Here is an 18,067-nt window from a genome sequence, read left to right as displayed (position 1 = left end):
TTTGGCACGCTGTTGAGTTCTCAAGGAACGGACGCTTCCTTCGTACTCACCCTCTCGGGCTTTCCTCCGGGCGCTTCCCTTCGGTGTTTCCAACCTTACCAGATTCTTTTTCCGTTCCGTTCCCGGTTCGGATTTCGTTTCCGGTGGCCGTTGGAGGGCCTTTTGCCTTTCGGCGATGCCGACTTTATCAGAGTCTTTTCGGCCGACCTAATCGGCTTCGCGATCCAGATAAGGAGTCGATTGGCTCCGAGGGAATTCATTTCCTTCGAGAGCGAGCTAGACGCTAGTCGTGTCCCTCGAACATGTCCAGTCCGAGGCAACCGTTAGAATCTACCTCCCCGCGCCGACCGTGTCAACGTTCTTTGCGGGCGATGAGGAGACTAGCAGGTCACAGGGTCTGCTTGCACATCAGGCGGCCGTAGGGAGGTCGGCACTCCGGTCGACGGCGTCGACGTCGCCCGTGCCGCCGGCTCGTGCCGCCCGGCCGCCGAGGACGTACACGTACGCGAGGAAGGCCAGCTCCGCCACGACGCCGATCGTGATGCGTGCCCAGGTCGGAAGGCCGGAGGGAGTCACGAACCCCTCGATCAGACCCGAGACGAACAGGACCAGGGCCAGCCCGACGGCCATGCCGACGGCGGCGCGACCTTCCCGGGCGAGGGCCGTTCGCCGGCTTCGGGGGCCCGGATCGATGAGGGTCCAGCCGAGGCGCAGTCCGGTGCCCGCAGCGACGAACACCGCCGTGAGTTCGAGGAGGCCGTGCGGGAGGACGAGTCCGAGGAAGGTGTCGAGGCGACCGGCGGAGGACATGAGACCGATCCCCACGCCGAGGTTCACCATGTTGAGGAGGAGGATCCACAGCACCGGCACGCAGAGGAAGGCACCCAGGACCAGGCACATGGCCGCCGCCTGAGCGTTGTTCGTCCACACCTGGGCGGCGAAGGACGCCGCGGGATGGCTGGAGTAGTACGTCTCGTACTCACCCCCGGGTCGGGTGAGGCTGCGCAACTCCTCCGGGGCGGCGATCGCCGATTGGACCTCCGGGTGGGCACCGATCCACCAGCCGATGACTGCTGCCAGCAGGGTCGAGACGACTGCCGTGGGGATCCACCAGCGCCGGGAGCGGTAGACGGCCGCGGGGAAGCCTGCGGTGAGGAAGCGCGCGGCGTCCCGCCACGAGGCCCGTCGGGTGCCCGTGACCGTGGACCTGGCCCTGGCGACGAGCTGGGTGAGCCTCGCCGTGACCAGCGGGTCGGGCGCGCTCGACTGGATCAGCGAGAGGTGGGTCGCGGTGCGCTGGTAGAGGGCGACGAGCTCGTCGGCTTCGGCGCCGGTGAGCCGCCGACCGCGGTGCAGGAGGTGGTCCAGACGGTCCCACTCGGCGCGGTGGGTCATCACGAAGACGTCGAGGTCCATGATCGACTGCTGCTCCAGGCACTGGTCCGGGTCCGTTCCGGGCGAGGATCCGAACGGACTGTGTTCGCACATCTGCACGTCACTGCTGCGGCGCACGTCCGGTCAGCTTGGCAGACTGGCGTTCCGAGGGGTCGGGAAGGTCGGAGAACGTCTGATGCAGGAGAACGTCTGATGCAGTGGGGAAGGGGTGGGCGCCGGTGAACGGGGTCGTGACTGGGGATGCCGTCGTGCTGGGAATCCGGCCGGCGCGGTTGCCGAGCCGTGCGCTGGCGCTGTTGATCGATCTCGTCGTGGTCCTGGCGGCGTACCTCCTGATATCCATCGGCCTCGCGTTCGCGACGGCGTCCCTGGACGAAGCCGCGCTGACGGCGGTGTCGATCGCGACGTTCCTGCTCGTCCTCGTCGGTGGACCGATCGCCGTGGAGACGCTCAGCCACGGCCGGTCACTGGGGAAACTGGCGTGCGGGCTGAGGGTGGTGCGCGACGACGGCGGTCCGATCAGGTTCCGGCATGCACTGGTCCGCGGCGCCATCGGGGTCGTGGAGATCATGATGTCGTTCGGGGTCATCGCCTGCATCGCCTCGCTCGTCTCCGCGCGGGGGCGGCGGATCGGCGACGTCTTCGCGGGAACGCTCGTCGTGCGCGAGCGCGTCCCTGCTTCGCGGACCGTAGCCGTGCCCCCGCCACCGCCATGGTTGGTGGGGCGCTTCGCAGAGCTGGACCTGTCCGGGGTCCCGGACGACCTCTGGCTCGCGATCCGCCAGTACCTGACGCGGATGCACCAGCTCGACGGTGCCGTGAGCTTGTCGCTGGCGGAACGGTTGGCCGGTGACCTGGCGGCGCATACCGGAGCGCCCGCCCCTCGGGACGTGCCTCCGGCCGCCTTCCTCTCCGCCGTGCTGATCGAGCGGCAGGCGCGCGAATCGCGGCGGGCGCTCGCCGCTGCTTCGACGGTGGCGCAGCCGCGCCCCCACACGGTGTCCCCGGCGCCCGTGTCGTCGGCCCCCGTGTCGTCCACTCCGGCGCCGTGGCCCGGGACCGGAGGACCGGTGGGATCCGTGTCCCCCGCGGCTCCGTCCTTCGAGCCGCGGCCCGCTGCTGCCCGCCCGGCCGACGCGGACGGCGCTCCCGACGGCGTGGGTCCCGCCCGGCCGCCTTCCCGGTTCGCTCCGCCCGCCTAGTCGGTTGAGGGCCCGTCCGCGAGCGCGGGCGTGCAGGGGGGCGAGGTGCGTGCACGCGCCCGGACCGGCGCCCGCCCGAACCGGCCTCAGGGCGGAGGCGGCGGGGCTGGGACGGGGGTCAGGGGAAGACGGAGGGCGGGGTCTCGAGGTCTTCGAGCTCGATGCCCGGGGCCGAGAGAACCACGTCGCCCGTCAGGTGCACGGTGTGCTGCTCGCCCGTGTCCAGGGCGCTGACCCGGTACTCGTCCACGACCAGCAGGCCGTTGTCAGTGGTGTGCGCTTCTCTCTCGAGCAGGGCCCAGGACTGGTCGACGGTGCGGGGGGCGAGGACCGGGTCCGTGAAGGCGACGAGTCGGACGCGGGTGGCGGGGGCTCCCGGGGAGAGTCCGAGCAGCCGGGCCGTTGCGACGAGGAACGCGGGTGAGGTTCCGGTGAAGGCATGGGCACGGACGTTGCCTTCGGTCGCGTCCGCGCCGGTCGGGTCGGTACGCACCCAGGTGACGCCTTCGAGGGCGGCTCCGCGGACCTGCCAGCTCGCTGCGTGGAGTTCCAGGCGGATCGGTCGACCGAGTTCATCGAGGGCCAGGTCGACGGAGCCCCGGTGTTCGCCCGAAGGGCTGGTCAATTGCGAGACGTAGCGCCAACCCGACGGGCCGGGTGCGCAGTGGAAGTGCTCCTCACCGAGCGGGGTGCGATCGTGCGGATCATGGAGCGAGTAGCGGCCGCGGGGCATGGGGTCGTGGTCCTTGCGATGCGTGGGGGCCGGGCTGGTGGTGCGTGGCTGCCCGGTCCGGGTACGGGCCGGCGGTCCGATGGTCGTCGGCGCGCCGTGGTCCCCCCGGGGGGACCGCGCAGGCCCCCGAGACGTGGGTCCCGGGGGCCTGCGGTGGCGTCGGCGCGTGTTGGCCCGGTGCCGGTGTGCGGACCGGACCGACGGTCGTGCTGCCGGCGGTCAGTACCGGTAGTGGTCCGGCTTGTACGGGCCTTCGACCTCAACACCGATGTAGGCGGCCTGCTCGGGGCGGAGGGTGGTCAGCTTCACGCCGAGGGAGTTCAGGTGGAGGCGGGCCACCTTCTCGTCCAGGTGCTTGGGCAGCACGTAGACGTCGGTCGGGTACTCCTCGGGCTTGGTGAAGAGCTCGATCTGGGCCAGTGTCTGGTCCGCGAAGGAGTTGGACATCACGAACGAGGGGTGACCGGTGGCGTTGCCGAGGTTCAGCAGGCGCCCCTCGGACAGCACGATGAGCACCTTGCCGTCGGGGAAGGTCCAGGTGTGGACCTGCGGCTTGACCTCGTCCTTGACGATGCCCGGCACCTTCGCCAGACCCGCCATGTCGATCTCGTTGTCGAAGTGGCCGATGTTGCCCACGATCGCCTGGTGCTTCATCTTGGCCATGTCCGAGGCCATGATGATGTCCTTGTTGCCCGTCGTGGTGATGAAGATGTCCGCCTGGTCGATGACCTCGTCCAGGGTCGTGACCTGGTAGCCGTCCATCGCGGCCTGCAGCGCGCAGATCGGGTCGATCTCCGTGATGATCACGCGGGCGCCCTGGCCGCGCAGCGACTCGGCGCAGCCCTTGCCGACGTCGCCGTAACCGCAGACGACCGCGACCTTGCCGCCGATCAACACGTCCGTCGCACGGTTGATGCCGTCCACCAGCGAGTGGCGGCAGCCGTACTTGTTGTCGAACTTCGACTTCGTCACGGCGTCGTTCACGTTGATCGCCGGGAACAGGAGCACGCCGTCGCGCTGCATCTCGTACAGGCGGTGGACACCGGTCGTGGTCTCTTCCGTCACACCCCGGATCTCGGAGGCCAGCAGCGTCCACTTCTGCGGGTTCTCGGAGAGGCTGCGGTTCAGCAGGGTGAGGATGTGGCCGTACTCCTCGCTGTCGGCCGTCGCCGGGTCCGGGGCCTCTCCGGCCTTCTCGAACTCCACGCCCTTGTGGACGAGCAGGGTGGCGTCACCACCGTCGTCGAGGATCATGTTGGGGCCGCCGGTGGGCGAGTTCGGCCACGTCAGGGCCTGCTCGGTGCACCACCAGTACTCCTCCAGCGTCTCGCCCTTCCAGGCGAACACGGGCACGCCCCGCGGTTCGTCGGGCGTGCCGTTCGGGCCCACGGCGATGGCGGCCGCAGCGTGGTCCTGGGTGGAGAAGATGTTGCAGGACGCCCAGCGGACCTCGGCGCCCAGGGCGACCAGGGTCTCGATGAGGACGGCGGTCTGCACGGTCATGTGCAGCGAACCGGTGATCCGGGCGCCGGCGAGCGGCTGCTGCTCCGCGTACTCCTTGCGGATCGCCATCAGACCGGGCATCTCGTGCTCGGCGAGGGTGATCTCCTTGCGGCCGAAGGCGGCCAGGGAAAGGTCGGCGACCTTGAAGTCCTGTCCGGCGGCGACAGTCGTCATTGCGAGCTGCTCCTCAGTGGGGTCGAGGGTGTTCTGGGCTGGCTGGCTCCGCGGCCACTGCGGCGACAAGGGCACGCGCGTACCCGAACGCCGGCAGACGTCCGCAGCTCAGTAGCTCAGTCCGTCGGAGGCCCTCTCTCCCTCGGTCGGTCCGCGGACCGCCCGACCGCCATCAGCAGCGACGTCTGGCACTGGTCACGCTACACCGATCACCGTGGCGGTCCACAGCCCGCCCGCCGCCGGTTTCCGGCCGGATGCGGGCGACGGGTCCCGCGTGCCGGCGGCTCAAGGGGGGCTCCGGCGAGGCGTCGGAGCGGGACGGGGCGCCGTGGGACGGACTGCCGGGCGGCGGGAGCGACGGAAGCCACGAGCCCTGCCGGGCGGGCTCGTTCGGCGCAGGGTGCGGGCCGCTTGTGTCGGGGCGTGCCGCCCGATCACGTCCGCAGTGGGCCTCCGGCGCGGGCGACCCCTCCGTGCTGCAGCGGTCAGTGATCGAGGTCCGGGCCGGGGCCACCCGGGGACTTGGCGGGATCCGGTCCCGCCGCCGCGGCGGCCTCGCTGTAGATGTCCGGTTCGAGGTAGATGACGCGGGCGATCGGGACGGCGGTGCGGATCCGGTCCTCCGCGGCGTTGATGGCGGACGCCACCTCCCCGGCGGTGTCGTCGTGCTGGACGGCGATCTTGGCGGCGACGAGCAGCTCCTCGGGGCCGAGGTGCAGCGTGCGCATGTGGATGACGCCCGTGACCGTGTCGCCGTCCACGACCGCCTCCTTGATCTTCTCGACTTGCTCAGCGCCTGCCGCCTCGCCGAGGAGCAGGGACTTCGTCTCGGCCGCGAGTACCAGTGCGATCAGGATGAGCAGTGTGCCGATGCAGAGGGTGCCGATGCCGTCCCACACCCCGTTGCCGGTGAGCAACGCGAGACCGACGCCTCCGAGGGCCAGGACCAGACCGATGAGCGCACCGAGGTCTTCGAGCAGGACGACGGGGAGCTCGGGGGCCTTCGCGTGCCGGACGAACTCCTTCCAGGAACGGTCACCCCGCAGGGTGTTGGACTCCGCGATGGCGGTGCGGAAGGAGAAGCCCTCCGCGATGACCGCGAAGACCAGGACGCCGATGGGCCAGTACCAGTCCTCGATCGGGTGCGGGTGCGTGATCTTCTCGTAGCCCTCGTAGATCGCGAACATGCCGCCGACCGAGAACAGGACGATGGAGACGAGGAAGGCGTAGATGTAGCGCTCGCGCCCGTAGCCGAAGGGGTGCTGCGAGGTCGCCTCGCGCTTGGCCTTCTTGCCGCCCAGGAGCAGCAGCCCCTGGTTGCCGGAGTCGGCGACGGAGTGGACGCTCTCCGCGAGCATGGAGGAGGACCCGCTGAAGAGGAACGCCACGAACTTCGCTACCGCGATCGCGAGGTTCGCGGCGAGCGCCGCCACGATCGCCTTGGTTCCACCTGACGCGCTCATGGGTGCAGGGTGTCCTTCCTCGAAGCTGCTGGGACGTACCGGCTCGCGCTGCACGTCGGTTCCGTCCCGCGCCGTCCGGCCGTGGTACCGCCGCACGGCGGCACGGCCGGACATTGTTGCAGCAGCTGGTGCGGGGGGTGCGTCAGACCACCACGGTGGCACGGAACAGGGTCCCCGTACCGGACAGTTCGACCGTCTCGCCCGCTGGGACGAAGACGGATTCCCCCGGGGCGAGGGGAGTTCCGCCCGTTTCGGGGCGTCCCGCCGTGGCCAGCAGGACCTGCGGGGTGGGCGCCGTGAGGTCGCACGGTGCGGCGTGCGGTGAGCGGACGTAGCGGGACAGCCGGAACTCGTCGAAGGGGGTGTCGTAGACCTCCTCGCCCGTGGGCGACGCCTCGGGGCGCAGGACCGTGGGGTCACCGGCCTCGAAACGGACCACGCGGAGGAGTTCGGGGACGTCCACGTGCTTGGGCGTCAGCCCGCAGCGGAGCACGTTGTCCGAGTTCGCCATGATCTCGACGCCGAGTCCGGAGAGGTACGCGTGCGGCACGCCGGCGCCGAGGAAGACGGCCTCGCCCGGCTGCAGCCGGATGCGGTTGAGGAGCATGGCGGCGATGACCCCGGGGTCGCCGGGGAAGTGGTGGGCGAGGCTCCCGAAAGGGGCGAACGGGCCGCCGAGGCGTTCCGCGGAGGCGGCGGCCTCGGCGACGGTGGCGGCCATCTCCTCGCGGTCGGCGCTGAGGACGGCGGTGAGGACCTCCCGCAGCGCGGCGTCCTCGGGATGGGCGTGCAGGAGGTCGACGTACGGCTTCAGGGAGTCGACGTCGAGTGCGGCGATGAAGTCCGCCGCTTCGACGGGCGGGCGGAATCCGCACAGGCCGTCGAAGGGGGTGAGCGCGCAGATCAGCTCCGGCTTGTGGTTGTCGTCCTTGTAGTTGCGGTGGGGCGCGCTGAGGGGAATGCCCGCGCGCTCCTCGGCGGCGAACCCGGACTGCGCCTGGGCGCGGTCGGGGTGCACCTGGAGGGACAGCGGGGCGCCGGCGGCGATCAGCTTGAGGAGGAAGGGCAGCCGGGGTCCGAAGGCGTTCACGGTCGCCTGCCCGAGTTCGCGCACGGGGTCGGCCGCGATGACGTCGTTCAGGGCGCCGCGTTCGGTCTGCGAGGGCGCCCCGGGATGGGCGCCCATCCACATCTCGGCCTGCGGCTCGCCGGTGGGTGCGGTGCCGAGGAGCTCCGGGATGAGCGTCGTCGAGCCCCATGCGTAGGGGCGCACGGTGTTGGAGAGGCGGTCCATGGGGTTCCTTCGCGCGGTCTGGGTGCGTCGTGTTCCAGTCGGGGTGGTCGCTGTCTGCGGGTGTGGCCGCCTTCTGCTGGTCCTCCCGGAGGTGCTGGTGTGGGCGCCGTGCGTGATGCGGTGCGTCCAGGTCGTGTGCTGCGAGGTGTCCGCGTCACGGCGTGCCGCACGGGTGGTGACCAACGATCGCGCCTTTTGGTTGTCCGGGGGCGCCGAACGGTCGCCGTCCGGTCGACACCGCTCCCGGGCGTTGCTCCGCTCCCGATCAGCTGCTCCATGCGTCGCTCGCGCGCGGGTGGGGTGGATCCGCCGGAACGGGCCTACGCGTGGCCGCTGGTCGCCAGGGCCAGGTATCCGGCCGCGAAGTCGGTCACGGCCAGGAGCTCGGCGAGGGTCTCCAGCTCCGTGCCCTCCTCGGGCTCCAGCTCGCTGATGGCCGTGTCGTGGCTGAGGGCGAGTTCGCGTGCCGCCGGAGCGGCGGTCAGGTCGTCGCCCGCACTGTCGCGCAGGAGCAGGACGCGGGCCCGCAACGCCTGCGGCTCCTCGACACGGTCCCGGAAGAAGTCGTCGGGGTCGGCGCCGGCCGCGAAGTCACCGGCGAGGAGGACCCCGTGGGCGGGGAGCGCCTCGGGGAGCTCGGCGGCGAGGGCGGGGCGCCCCGCCAGCTCGGACAGCACGGCGGCGAAGCGGCGGCCGACCGGTCCGGCCGTGCCCTCGGTCCAGATCAGGGGGAGAGTGTCCGCGAGCTCGGCGGCGAGGGTCTTGGCGGGGTTGCTGTAGGTGGCGATGGCCGGGCCGCAGCGTTCGGCGATGCGGTCGAGCCGGTCGGCGACGCTCTGCAGCACGTCCGGGGGCGCGGTGATCAGGCCGACGCGGTCGAGGAGTGCGAGGAGCGGCGTGAACAGCGCCCAGAAGGCACCGGGGCTGGCAGCGGCCTGGGTCTCCTCGTACAGCTCGTACGGTGCGGTCGCCATGGGCACGACCATGCCGTGGACTCCGCTGACGGCTTCGGAGAGCGGGGAGCGCTGAGGGGCCACGGCGACGACGGTGCACCCGCGGCGGTACGCCTGCTCGGCGAGGAGGGCGAGGCCCGGTTCGCTGCCGTCGGTGGTGGCGATCAGGAGCAGGTCCACGGAGCCCGCCCAGCCGGGCAGCGCCCAGCGGAGGGCGCCCGCGGCCGGGGCGACACCGGTGGGGTGGAGACGGGTGACCGGCGCGGTGGGTCCCGCCAGCTCGGCGAGCAGGTCCGCCACTCCGGTGGCGGCGGTTCCGGGGCCGGCGATGAGGACGGCACGGGGGCGCCCCTCGGGCTTCAGCTCGGTGATCCCCGCCTCGGTGGCGTGCCGTGCGGCGGTACGGACGCGTGCCCCGGCCTCCGCGGCGCCGCGGAGCAGACCGCGGCGATCGGCGCGGGCGAGGGCTTCCGGGGCGTCGAGGAGCGACTCGTCGAGCATGGGGGTGGGCCTCCGATCGTCGCCGTACAGGTGCGGGTGCGGGCGCGCCGGGCGGGCTACCCGGGGCGGCGGGCCTCATCGACGAGGAGGACGGGGATCCCGTCCCGTACGGGGTAGGCCAGACCGCAGTCCTTGCCGGTGCAGATCAGCTCGGGGACGTCGTCTGCCGTGCGGTCGTCGAGCGGAGCGTGGCAGGCGGGGCAGGCGAGGATCTCCAGGAGGCCGGCTTCGAGCGGCATGGGGGTGTCCCTTCGAACATGCGGTTTGGGCCACGTCAGCCTACCGCTGGGGGACGGCGGGCGCGGCTCGGCATGCGGGGCGCGGGCCCGGCAGGACGGTGCGGGGGCGGCTCGCGACGGCGGCCGGGGGCCTGGTCCGGCTCGAGCCGGCGGACCCGCGCCGGTCGGAGCCCCGGCCGGGCTCCCGGGTTTCCGGGCACCGGCCGGGCTGTCGGCCGGTGCCCGCTCCCGGCCCGGTTCGCCGTCAGGCTCCGCGCACCAGCCCCAGGACCTCGTCCCGGAGGGCCGTCATCGTCGCCTCGTCACGGGCCTCCACGTTCAGGCGGAGCAGCGGCTCCGTGTTGGAGGGGCGCAGGTTGAACCACCAGTCCTCGGTGGCGACGGTGAGGCCGTCCAAGGAGTCGATCGAGACGCCGGGCCGGCGCTCGAAGGCGCCGCGGACGGCGAGCGTGCGTGCGGCCTGGTCGCTGACCGTCGAGTTGATCTCCCCGGAGCCGACGTAGCGGTCGTAGCGGTCGACCAGCGCCGAGAGGGGCTTGTCCTGGGTGCCGAGGGCGGCGAGGACGTGGAGGGCGGCGAGCATGCCCGTGTCGGCGTTCCAGAAGTCACGGAAGTAGTAGTGGGCCGAGTGCTCGCCACCGAAGATCGCGCCGGTGCGAGCCATCTCCTCCTTGATGAAGGAGTGGCCGACGCGGGTCCGGACGGGCGTGCCGCCGTGCTCCGCCACGACCTCCGGGACGGACCACGAGGTGATCAGGTTGTGGATGACCGTGCCACCGGGGTGCTTGGCCAGCTCCCTGGCGGCGACCAGGGCGGTGATCGCCGAGGGGGATACGCCTTCGCCCCGTTCGTCGACGACGAAGCAGCGGTCCGCGTCGCCGTCGAAGGCGAGGCCGATGTCGGCGCCCTCGGCGCGCACCCGCGCCTGGAGGTCCACGAGGTTCTTCGGGTCGAGGGGGTTGGCCTCGTGGTTCGGGAACGTGCCGTCGAGCTCGAAGTACATCGGAACGAGTTCGACCGGCAGGGGGGCGAACACCGTGGGTACGGTGTGGCCGCCCATGCCGTTGCCCGCGTCGACGACGACCTTGAGCGGGCGGATGGCCGTGAGGTCCACCAGGGAGAGCAGGTGGGCCGCGTACGCGGCGAGGACGTCGCGGCTGCCGACCGTCCCCGGGGAGGGCACCGGCTGGGGAGCGCCCTCGGCCAGCCAGCGCTCGACGAGGGCACGGATCTCTCCGAGTCCCGTGTCCTGGCCGACCGGTGCGGCGCCCGCACGGCACATCTTGATGCCGTTGTACTGGGCCGGGTTGTGCGACGCCGTGAACATGGCGCCCGGGAGTCCGAGGTGCCCGGAAGCGAAGTACAGCTGGTCCGTGGAGCAGAGTCCGATCTGGGTCACGTCCGCGCCGCGGCCGGCGGCGCCGCGGGCGAAGGCCGCGGACAGCCCGGGCGAGGACGGTCGCATGTCATGACCGACGACGATCGCGGTCGCATCCGTCACCTGCACGAACGCGGCGCCGAAGAGTTCTGCCAGCGACTCGTCCCAGTGGTCGGGGACCACGCCTCGGACGTCGTACGCCTTCACGATCTGCGACAGATCAGCAGCAGCGGATGCAGCCACGGCCCAACCCTTCTGGAGTCTCTTCGGTCGCATCAAACTACCGTCAGGGACTCACGGGGCTTTCGGTGCGGCGGTGCATGGGGGCGGGACGCGCGGCCCCGTGGACCGGCCTGCCGCCCGAAACGGCAGGTTGGGACGGGCCCACCGGCTGCCCGGTGTCGGTGCGGCCGTCGCGGGTCCCGCGGAGCGCCGGTCGGACTTCGCCGCACGGGAGCGCTGCGCCCGTGAGCAGCGTGCGGCCGTTGGATCCGGCCGGTCCCGTCAGTCCGGGGAGCGCAGGACCCGCAGGTGTCCGCGGCGCCCGACCTCCACCGGCTCCGATCTGCGGACGCCGGAACCGCCGGCCTCGGCCGCGCGTTCCTGGGGCCGCGCCGCCTCGCGCACCGCGTTGGCCAGTGCCTCGAGGTCGTCGCCGCTGGGGCGGGCCGGGGCCGAGCCGTCGGAGAGTCTGACGACCTCCCAGCCCCGGGGCGCGGTCAGCCGCTCGCTGTGCTCGGCGCACAGGTCGTAGCAGTGGGGCTCGGCGTAGGTGGCGAGCGGACCGAGGACCGCGGTCGAGTCGGCATAGACGTACGTCAGTGTCGCGACGGCGGGACGGCCGCATGCGGTGCGCGAACAGCGACGTACAGGGCTCACGACGTTGGACGGTACCGCACTCTTGAGCGGGCCGCGACGACTCTCCACCAGGTCACTCCCCCGTGTCGTGCTGTGACGTCCGGCACAGCGCCTTTTCGGGCAACTGCCTTGACCTGCGCGGGAGGAGACGGCCCCGGCCGGTCGCCGGGCGCGGCCCGGTCGCCCCTCGGCACAAATCGCGTCAATCGAGGCGAGGGCCGCGGTCGACTCGAGATCCAGAAACGCGCTCAAGCTTGGCTGAAATGTTCAATAAACGGCAGGTTAGGTGGCTGATTGGCAATGCACCGACCGTCCGGGAGCGCTGCGCAACGCCGCGGGGGTGGCGACATGCGGGACAGCGCGGCCGGCGGCCGCGCTGTCCGGGTCCCCGGGAGAGCTAGTCTGCGTCAGTGATGGACAGTCCCGTGCCTCCCCGCCCGACCGAGCCCAGGCCACGCCGTCGCGACCGCCACGGCCGCGGTATGCGCGGCCCGGTGGCCCCGCCGCAGGTGCCGCTGTCCGTCAGCCGAGCCGAGTCGTTCCACGACCTCGTGAGGGACTCGGTGGAGCGGCTGGAACGGCGCTGGCCGCAGCTCGCCGAGGTCGAGTTCCTGGTGCGCGAGGTGCCGACGGCCGAGGACGGGACGGTGCCGCTGGGCAGCTCGTCCCCGGCGGGCAAGGGGCTTCCCGCACGGATCACGATCTACCGGCGCCCGGTCGAGATCCGCACCAAGAACCGCGACGAACGGGCGCTGCTCGTCCACGAGGTCGTCGTGGAACAGGTCGCGGACCTGCTCGGGCTCTCGCCGGAGTCGGTCGACCCGCGGTACGGCCAGGACTGACGCGCCCCGACCGCCGGGAGGACCGCGGGTCCCACCCGCGAGCGGCCGCTGCTCCCGGACCCGTCCGGTTGCCCGGGACGCTACGGCCCCGCGGCCTCCCGGGCTCCACGCCCGTCCGACCCGCCGTCCCTCAGGGACGGATTCAGTCGTCCAGGACGGTGAGGTCCTGCTCGGCCCCGGGGACCTCGACCAGGCCGCGGTCGTCCGGGAGCGTCTGCACGGTGAACATCTCGATGCCGTCCTGCGGGAGCAGCAGCGTGCGCGCCGCGTGCACCGGTCCGCCGGACTGCGGTTCGACGGTCAGCGCGTACGAGCCCTTGAGACCGGCCGGCACGGGCGGGGTGACCGCCAGCGTCGTGCCTCCCTTGACCGTGTACGTCTTGACGACGCCGTCGCCACCCTGGGTACCGGCCGAGGCCGTGACCTTGACCCGGGCGGTCTCACCGGGAGCCGTCAGGGACAGCACGGACCCCTTGGCCCGGTTGTCGGCCGCGGTGGCGCGCTCCTTCACCGGTGCAGTGGCGGGGATGAAGGCGATCTCCTGCTTCGGACCTTTGCCGCGGGCGACCTGGAGCGCCGCCACCAACGGGGTGGGACGTCCGCTGGCGGAGGGGCTGAGGACCAGGGAGCCGGCCTCGTTCTTGGTCAGGTCCTTGAGGTCGAGGGTTGCGGTCATCCCCGACTTGACGTGCAGCGACTCGTGCCCCGCCGGCGTGATGGTGCCGGCGGGGCCCGCCAGCTGCAGCTTCACGTCGGCGTCGTCCTCGCCGGGGGCGAAGGCGACCAGCCGTACGGATGTGGCGTCCGCCGGGATGCCCGGCAGGACCAGCGTGGAGGCGGGGTCGGTGGAGGCGGGCAGCCAGTCGCTCCCGGTCTGATCGCCGGCACCGCGCACCACCGCGCCGACCCTGCCCGTGCTGGTGGTCACGTGCACCGTCACGTCCTCGGCCCGGTCGCTCGTGAGGGTGGAGAGCAGCACGGGAACGCTCGCTCCCGGGGGAACCGGGATGCCCTCGGTCAGCTGGGACTTGAGGGCGCCGTCCTTGCCGTAGAGCTCGATGTCGGCGACGGCGCCGGCGTCATCCGGGTTGGTGAGGTGGACGTAGTCCTGGCGGTCCTTGGCGAGGCTCGCGCCGGGGAACCAGAAGTCGGTGTCGGGTGCGGTGCAGCTGAGGCCGAGCACCCCGCGACCGCTGCCCGCGCTGACGGTGGTCGTCTGCTGGGTGGTCCAGCCGGGGGCCAGCGTGCCGCTGGCGGAGCCGATGAGCGCCGGGGCGTCCCCGCGGCTCGCCGTGCCGCCCACGGGCTTGCCTGGTTCCTTCACGGTGAGGAAGGGCTTGCTCGGTGCGGGCTTCTTCGGCGCTTCGGCACCCGTTCCGGCTCCGCCCTTCGCCGTGTCCGCGTCGGGCGTGGCCGCGCCCTTCCCGGTCTTGTCCGCCGCGTCGGGATCGGCCGGGGTCGCGGCGGACGGTCGCAGCACGGCCGAAGGGGCCTCGCCGCCCGCACGTCGCTCGGTGGCCGACGGCGTGACCGAGGTGTAGGTCGTCTCGGCGATGTCGGACGTCGACGGCGCCGGGCACAGCAGGGTGGACCGCTCGACCGGCAACCGTGCCGCGGACTCGGCCCGCGCGGGTGCCCCGTCGTCCGGGGCGGCGAGCGCACCGAGCCCGGTCACGGCGGCCAGGGCGGTCACCGCCGCGAGGAGCGAGAGGGTCGTGCGGTTCACTGGTTGCTGCTCCCGTCCGGACGCTGCTCGTTCTCGTGGTCGTACGAGCCGTTCCGGCCGGTCCCGTACGGATCGTCGGGGTGCTGACCGTACGCCTGCCGACCGGACTGCGGGTCGTCGTAGGGGTCGGCGTACCGCTGCACGTAGCTCTGGTCGTACGGTTGCTGGTCGTACGACTGCTGGGCGCCGTACGGGTACCCCTGCGCGGCATCCTGGTACTGCCCGGCGTAGGGGTCGGCCGCGTAGGGGACGTAGCCCGCGTCCGAGGCCGCGCCCGGGTACGCGTCCCACTCGCCTCCGTGGCCGTGCTGGTGGGGCACCGAAGCCTGGGTGTCCGGCCCCGGGGCGGGTGTGCCCGCGGGGGCGGCACCGTATCCGGGTGCGGTCTGCGGATCGGGGGCGTCGGTTTCCACGTCCGCCTCCTCGCTGCGGGCCTCGGCCCCTGCTTCTGCCTGCGCCGCACGGAGCCTGCGGGCCCGGCGCCCTTCGCCCTCGACGGGCTGGGCCGGGACCGGGGCCTCCGCCTCGGGGAGGTCGTCGTCGACCTCGCGGCGCCTGCCGGGCAGGGCGAGCACCAAGAGCACGACGGCGAGGAATCCCTGCGTCCAGATCCAGGCGGTGTGGGTGGCGGGGTCCTCGTACGTGAGGTCCAGGCGGCCCCCTTCGGTGGGGAGTTCGAACCCCTGGGCCCAGCCGTCGACGGTGGTCTTCTTCAGCGCCCGGCCGTCGAGCGTGGCCTGCCAGCCGTCGTCCGAGCGGTCCGCGACGCGCAGCACCCTCCCGGACGGGCCGGCCGGGATCCGGGTGTGCGCCTCGACCGGGCCGGACGCCACGGGCAGCGGGTCCTCCGAGCCGCCCACGACGACGATCCGGGCGACCTGGCGGTCGACGCTCCACAGGGCGCTGCCGTCGAGCTGGCTGAGGCGGGAGAGCCCCGGGGTCGCGTCGAGCACCCTGCTCATCTGGCGCGGGGCCCCGTCCCGTACCAGCACGTAGCGGATCGCGAAGCCGCTGAGCTGGCTCGTCTGGTCCGCTCCTGAACCGGCGACGAGGTTGGCGACGACCTTGTCGAGGCGCGCGTCACCGCCGCCGGACTCGGCGAGCTCGGCATCGCCGAGGCGGCCGCCGGAGCCGCGGACCAGGGCGTAGGACACCCGGGCCGGGGACGTGCCGCCGAGGACGAGGGTGCGGGGCTGGTCGCGGGTGGTGCTCTCCTCCGCGACGAACGCCGGGACCTGGACCGGGTCGCGGCGGGTCAGCGGGCCCGCCGCCCCGCCGATCATCCAGTGGGCGGCGGCGAGCAACGGGGCAGCGAGGGCGGCGGCGGCGATCAGCGCTGCGACGGGCTGGCGCCAGCCGAAGTTCAGGGCGGCGACCCGTTCGCGGGCCCCCTCGGCGCCGAGCACGGCGGCGGCGATCAACGCGCTTCCGTAGACGAGGGTGGCCGGTCCCGCCCAGCCGGAACCGTTGGCGAGGACCGCGAAGACGAGGGCGACGAGCGCGACCACCCATGCGGTGCCGATGGCCGCCCGCCGCTCACCGCGGAGCAGGGCGGCGAGGCCGGCGAGCACGATGCCGATCAGCAGCAGCCCGCCGAGGGTCTTGGGGCCCCCCGGGCTGGCACCGAGCAGGTCGAGTGCGGACGCCGCACCCTTGTCGAACGAGAGTCCGGCCTCACGCAGGAAACCGGAGGGCGCGCTGAGCAGCGACAGCGACCAGGGAGCGAGTACCAGCAGCGGGGTGCCGACGGTCGCGAGGAAGCGCAGTCCGTAGGCGACGGCGTCGCGCCGGCGCAGCACCAGGCCGGCGAGACCGAGTACCACGGCGACGGGCCACACGACCGGTGTGAAAGCCATCGCGAACGTCAGTAGGAGGGCGTAGGCCCACGTCGCGCGCCAGCTGCCGCGCGTCCCGTCCGGCTGGTCGAGCCCATGGGCAGCGACCCCGGCACGCGCGATCAGCGGCAGCACGATCGCGAGCACGGCGGTGCCGAGCCGGCCGGTGGCGAGGGCTCCGGTGGCGGCGGGCAGGAACGCGTACGCGATGCTCGCCCAGGCACGCAGCAGTCGGGATCCGACGAGCGGGCGGGAGGCGAAGTACGCCGTCACGCCGGCGAGCGGCACCGAGCAGACGAGGAGCAGGGTGACGGCGAAGCCGGTGGAGCCGAGGAGCAGCCCGGACAGGAGCGCGAGGACCGCGAGGTAGGGGGGTGCCGTCTGGGTGCCGCCGGTGCCGAGCGGATGCCAGGCGTCGGCGTACCGTCCCCACAGGTCGGCGACGCCCGCCGGCGCGGGCAGCAGGGCTCCGCCGGCCAGTGCCCCGCCGCCGAGGAGCCCCCGGCAGGCGACGAGCGAGACCACGAGCAGGACGGCGAAGAGGACGGGGCCGGGCTTGCGCGCGATCCGTTTGAGGCGGGCGAACTGCTCGACCTCGAGGAAGTCGGCCTCGTCCCCGCCGGGTCCCGATTCCACGGCGCCGTGCCGTGAGCCTCCGGAGTCGGAATCGCGACCGGCACCGAGGCTGCTCGCGACCTGTTCGACGGTGGCGCGGACGGTGGCGCCGGGCGGCGGGAAGAGCGGCCGCAGCTCGGCCGCTTCGACGACGGACTTCGCCCGCCTGCGTCGGGCGGCGAAGATCCGCTCGGGCCGCAGCAGCGTCCCGCAGAGGCCCATGACTTCGTCCACGGCCTGACCGGGCGCCTTGCCGACGAGGTAGCCGAGGGTGCGCATCAGGGTGCCGAGGACGAGACGGAGCAGGACGAAGGGGAGCGCGATGCCGCGGGAGTTGGTGAGCAGCGTGTAGACCGCACCGGCCTTGTCGACGCGGTGCGGGCTGGAGACGAGGCGCCCCGCACAGTCCACGGTGCGGCGCTCGCGGGCGGCGGCCTCGGCGTGCCGGAGGACGGCCCCGGGGGCGACCAGGACGCGGTGGCCCGCGGCATGGGCGCGCCAGCAGAGGTCGACGTCGTCGCGCATGAGGGGCAACCTGCGGTCGAAGCCGCCGAGCTCCTCCCAGACGTCCCGTCGGACGAGCATGCCGGCGGAGGAGACGGAGAGTACGGAGCGGACCTGGTCGTGCTGCCCCTGGTCCTGCTCCCGGCGGTCGAGGCCGGTCCAGCGGCGACCGCTGTTGGCGATGGAGACGCCGGCCTCGAGGAGCTGCTTCCGGTCGTACCAGCCGCGCAGCTTGGGGCCGATGATCGCGGCGGGGCGCCCGGTGGACAGTTCCGCGTCGGCGACGCGCAGCAGTTCGGCCAGTGCGTCGGGGGCGGGGGCGCAGTCGTCGTGCAGGAGCCAGAGCCACTGGACGGGCTCTCCGTGGGGCAACTCCGGCATGTCGTAGGCGTCGTCGCGCCAGGTCCTGCTCACCGGGTCCCAACCGCTGGGCCGCTTCAGGTAGGGCAGCTCTTCCGGGGTGAGCACGCCGGCGGAACGCACGGCTTCCTCGACGGCGGCGCCGAATCCGGTGCGGCGGGCGAGGTGCAGTACCCGGTCGGCGCCGAGCGCCTCGGTGACCAGCCGTGCGGAGTCGTCCGCGCTGCCGGTGTCGGCCGCGACCGCGGCCTGCACGGGGCGCTCCTGGCCGAGCAACCCGGCGAGCGCGTCCGGCAGCCAGCGGGCACCGTCGTGGGAGACGAGCACGGCGGTGACGACGTGCCGCGGGAACTCGGGCGTGGCGGGAACGAACGCCGCCGGGGCGGCGGGCACGAACTCGGGCGGGGTGGCGGACATTGAGGTACGGGCCCTCCGGCCGGGTCGCCCCGCGAGGGGCGCTGGAGCGTCTGGGACGGGGCCCCACACTAACGG

13 protein-coding genes are annotated in these 18,067 nt (G+C 72.7%); 2 read left to right on the top strand and 11 right to left on the bottom strand.

Annotated elements, in window-relative coordinates:
• Positions 1 to 408 precede the first annotated feature (408 nt).
• Positions 409 to 1,416, bottom strand: coding sequence for a stage II sporulation protein M (locus ACFXOM_RS29675; RefSeq protein WP_384942584.1), 1,008 nt, complete (start codon positions 1,414 to 1,416; stop codon positions 409 to 411).
• 197 nt (positions 1,417 to 1,613) lie between these two features.
• Here ACFXOM_RS29675 and ACFXOM_RS29670 point away from each other — a divergent pair, with 197 nt between their 5' ends.
• A complete protein-coding gene (locus ACFXOM_RS29670; RefSeq protein WP_384942580.1) occupies positions 1,614 to 2,597 on the top strand; it encodes an RDD family protein in 984 nt (327 codons plus the stop codon).
• 118 nt (positions 2,598 to 2,715) lie between these two features.
• Here ACFXOM_RS29670 and ACFXOM_RS29665 read toward each other — a convergent pair whose 3' ends face one another.
• The 8 genes from ACFXOM_RS29665 to ACFXOM_RS29630 form a co-directional block, all read right to left on the bottom strand.
• A complete protein-coding gene (locus ACFXOM_RS29665) occupies positions 2,716 to 3,330 on the bottom strand; it encodes a hypothetical protein (RefSeq protein WP_384942578.1) in 615 nt (204 codons plus the stop codon).
• Positions 3,331 to 3,549: 219 nt separating this feature from the next.
• Positions 3,550 to 5,007, bottom strand: a complete 1,458-nt coding sequence (gene ahcY, locus ACFXOM_RS29660) for an adenosylhomocysteinase (protein WP_384945623.1) — start codon at positions 5,005 to 5,007, stop codon at positions 3,550 to 3,552.
• Between the two features lie 485 nt (positions 5,008 to 5,492).
• Positions 5,493 to 6,470: a cation diffusion facilitator family transporter gene (locus ACFXOM_RS29655; RefSeq protein ID WP_384945620.1), complete on the bottom strand. Its 978-nt coding sequence runs from the start codon at positions 6,468 to 6,470 to the stop codon at positions 5,493 to 5,495.
• Positions 6,471 to 6,612: 142 nt separating this feature from the next.
• Positions 6,613 to 7,764 (bottom strand): mannose-6-phosphate isomerase, class I, encoded by a 1,152-nt coding sequence (gene manA, locus ACFXOM_RS29650; RefSeq protein WP_384942573.1) that lies wholly within the window; start codon positions 7,762 to 7,764, stop codon positions 6,613 to 6,615.
• Positions 7,765 to 8,084: 320 nt separating this feature from the next.
• The gene (locus ACFXOM_RS29645) at positions 8,085 to 9,218 is read right to left on the bottom strand and encodes an SIS domain-containing protein (protein WP_384942571.1); all 1,134 of its coding nucleotides are present in this window, start codon (positions 9,216 to 9,218) and stop codon (positions 8,085 to 8,087) included.
• A gap of 56 nt (positions 9,219 to 9,274) precedes the next feature.
• Positions 9,275 to 9,457: a Trm112 family protein gene (locus ACFXOM_RS29640; protein WP_384942569.1), complete on the bottom strand. Its 183-nt coding sequence runs from the start codon at positions 9,455 to 9,457 to the stop codon at positions 9,275 to 9,277.
• Between the two features lie 244 nt (positions 9,458 to 9,701).
• Positions 9,702 to 11,111: a phosphomannomutase/phosphoglucomutase gene (locus ACFXOM_RS29635; protein WP_385040305.1), complete on the bottom strand. Its 1,410-nt coding sequence runs from the start codon at positions 11,109 to 11,111 to the stop codon at positions 9,702 to 9,704.
• A gap of 228 nt (positions 11,112 to 11,339) precedes the next feature.
• The gene (locus ACFXOM_RS29630; RefSeq protein WP_384942566.1) at positions 11,340 to 11,762 is read right to left on the bottom strand and encodes a DUF3499 domain-containing protein; all 423 of its coding nucleotides are present in this window, start codon (positions 11,760 to 11,762) and stop codon (positions 11,340 to 11,342) included.
• A 344-nt stretch (positions 11,763 to 12,106) separates the two neighbouring features.
• On the opposite strand from ACFXOM_RS29630, the gene ACFXOM_RS29625 reads away from it, so the two are divergent.
• Positions 12,107 to 12,535, top strand: a complete 429-nt coding sequence (locus ACFXOM_RS29625) for a metallopeptidase family protein (RefSeq protein WP_384942582.1) — start codon at positions 12,107 to 12,109, stop codon at positions 12,533 to 12,535.
• 142 nt (positions 12,536 to 12,677) lie between these two features.
• On the opposite strand, the gene ACFXOM_RS29620 is transcribed toward ACFXOM_RS29625, so the two are convergent.
• Positions 12,678 to 14,261, bottom strand: coding sequence for a DUF5719 family protein (locus ACFXOM_RS29620; protein WP_384942564.1), 1,584 nt, complete (start codon positions 14,259 to 14,261; stop codon positions 12,678 to 12,680).
• Positions 14,258 to 17,992: a glycosyltransferase gene (locus tag ACFXOM_RS29615; RefSeq protein ID WP_385040302.1), complete on the bottom strand. Its 3,735-nt coding sequence runs from the start codon at positions 17,990 to 17,992 to the stop codon at positions 14,258 to 14,260. Before ACFXOM_RS29615 ends, ACFXOM_RS29620 begins: the two co-directional genes overlap by 4 nt.
• Between the last annotated feature and the right edge of the window lie 75 nt (positions 17,993 to 18,067).

Origin of the sequence: Streptomyces sp. NPDC059169 (genome assembly GCF_042755225.1) — a bacterium.
Classification (GTDB): Bacteria; Actinomycetota; Actinomycetes; order Streptomycetales; family Streptomycetaceae; genus Streptomyces.
The sequence above is the reverse complement of the archived record's forward strand: the minus strand, read 5'-3'. Positions and strand labels throughout refer to the sequence as shown.